General features: G+C 55.1%; 4 protein-coding genes. 1 reads left to right on the forward strand and 3 read right to left on the reverse strand.

From position 1 onward, the window contains the following. Positions 1–237, forward strand: a 237-nt coding sequence (locus tag DMG62_25085) for a hypothetical protein (GenBank protein PYY18998.1), incomplete at its 5' end; no start/stop codon positions are given. A 460-nt stretch (positions 238–697) separates the two neighbouring features. Here DMG62_25085 and DMG62_25090 read toward each other — a convergent pair. The 3 genes from DMG62_25090 to DMG62_25100 form a co-directional block, all read right to left on the reverse strand. Further along, positions 698–1,000 (reverse strand): gas vesicle synthesis protein GvpA, encoded by a 303-nt coding sequence (locus DMG62_25090; protein ID PYY18999.1) that lies wholly within the window; start codon positions 998–1,000, stop codon positions 698–700. Positions 1,001–1,288: 288 nt separating this feature from the next. After that, positions 1,289–1,504, reverse strand: a complete 216-nt coding sequence (locus tag DMG62_25095; protein PYY19000.1) for a hypothetical protein — start codon at positions 1,502–1,504, stop codon at positions 1,289–1,291. Next, positions 1,494–1,724: a hypothetical protein gene (locus DMG62_25100; GenBank protein ID PYY19001.1), complete on the reverse strand. Its 231-nt coding sequence runs from the start codon at positions 1,722–1,724 to the stop codon at positions 1,494–1,496. The genes DMG62_25095 and DMG62_25100 overlap by 11 nt, the downstream gene beginning before the upstream one ends. Between the last annotated feature and the right edge of the window lie 379 nt (positions 1,725–2,103).

Below are 2,103 nucleotides of genomic sequence, written 5' to 3' on the forward strand. Positions count from 1 at the left end.
TATTCCCTCTTTTTTCTAAGACTGTCATTCTATGGGCCGGCGGGGTGGCACATCCTATTCTCCGTTATGATTTTGCCTTTTGTGAACGATACCTCGCTGTGGGTGCCGCACTCCGCGCTTTTTCGCGGGGTGCGTGTGTCGAATAATTGCACGATCGCTTGCGTCTGGCTGTTCGAAGCTCTCGTTCTCGGCGACGTGAATATCCCCCAAAACCAGAGTAGCGACGCAGAAGAATAGGACGTGCGATGGATGAGGGCACTGCAAGCGCTCTCGATTGCGCATCCCGCGAAAGGCCCGCGGAGTGCGGCACCCACCGCTTGGGCGTTGCACACGAAAAAAAATCGGGCTGCGCCACCCATCACGATCAAGGACGCGAGCCGCCGCATTTCGGCGCGAACACATTCCGGTGGGAGCCCCCGGATTCATCCGGGGGGAGAGGCTTTCAAGCCTCGCAACGAGCGCATTTTCTTTTTTTCCGGCTTTAGCCGCGGGGTTTCATATTGGGAAGTCCCGGGGCTAAAGCCCGAACAATTATTAGGCGATTGCTCTCTTGCGACGCTGAAGCATTGCCCCACGCATGAATCCACCCCAACAACCGCAACACCGGCGCTTGTTGGGGACCCCGGATGCATGGGCTCCCACCCAAACCCAAGCGCTGCGGAAACCACTCGATCCTAAAATGTCTCGATCTATGGAATTAGTCATGGGAGCCGTTTTTGGCAGCTAGAGCTCGCAGACGAGTCGAAGGTCTAGATTTCCTATTCTTGTCTGCATGATGGAGCGAAGCAGCCGAAGGCGGCGCCGAAACCAGGCTGCTTCCAGCCAGCGTCTCCGCATGATCGAGGTAAGTTTCGAAGGAAGCGATTACAACACGGGCCTCAACCCAGATGAGGTCAATTCCCACCAGACAAACACGGATCCAGGCGTCAACAACTATTCCCTTGTCCAAGATTCGATCAAGGACGTCGATGAGGGTCACCCCGACATTCTCGCGATTCACAGACCTTTGCCCCTTACTGCCCTAGCTCTTCCTAAGGATGCGAGTTGAGTTTGATAGCCGTTCTCTTATTCTTTTTGGTGTTTTCTGTCGTTTACGACCGACGAATCACCCGACAAATGCGCTCATCAAGTGGAGGGTATGGCCAGAGGTTCCGTGGTGGTTTTGCAGCGAGGGATCCCAGGTGACCTGGTCGTTCACGTACATGCCCGATCTTGATGAAAAAACAGGTACTCAGGTTGTCACGATTCATGACGATATTGGCTTACAAAGTTCCCGACCCCGCGAACTTCAATCTGCGGCGGCAGCACGACGCAGTCTGGTTAGCGCTTCCCGTGCTCCCGCACTGGCATCCTCATAATTTGCAAACTTCATTAGGTCGAGAATTTCGCTGGAACCTTTCCGTTGAAGCACGTAATACCAGAACGGATCCGGGCCACTGGCGCGCAAGACCTCGGCTATGTAATCACCGTGTTCTATCCGAGAAGCTTGGGAATCATCCGCCATTGGCTACTTTCCTCGAGCCGCTGTCTTTTTGGTTTCCGGCGGTATGCCGGTTGTGGAGTTGTAACGAACCGATCACGGCTGCTGCAGAGCGGGCGATGGAGAAAGCGGAGCCGACGCTGCGGGCAACATGCGCAACAATTCCGCTGTGCGGACCAGCACTTTGCTGCAGCGTCTGAAGAGCTATCTCAATCTCGTAAAGCCGATCCGCGTAATCGCTCAACGTGGTGGAGAGGGGGCGATTGTGGGTTGCCAAAAGCAGACTCGACTCTCTGGGATGGGACATTTGTCACCGATTATGTCAGGCCAGACACGAAACCGGATGATCAGTTCGAGCGCCAAAGTACGCCAGGGTTACTCGGCGCGCGACTCGGGACGAGTGACCCGATGCCGAGCCTGGATCTGTCGTTTCGCCCCTTATTGGTGCAGTTCCAAGATGGGACAGATGTCGGAACGGATCGTAGATCTGGGTCCGGGTCATGGGTAGGGATTGTACAGAACAAAGCTGCAGTCAGACGTTGTGAGAACTGGGTAATTTGTTCAGATTTCGTGACTACTTGCGCGGGTAGGTTAAGCGGTTCCGCTTACGTCGTTCCGGCCGC

This window comes from Acidobacteriota bacterium (assembly GCA_003225175.1).
Taxonomy (GTDB): domain Bacteria; phylum Acidobacteriota; class Terriglobia; order Terriglobales; family Acidobacteriaceae; genus Gp1-AA112.

Bases quoted from the DNA above. Each gene is read 5' to 3' on its own strand.
- DMG62_25095 (PYY19000.1), bottom strand. From the start codon at position 1,504: ATGGCGGATGATTCCCAAGCTTCTCGGATAGAACACGGTGATTACATA.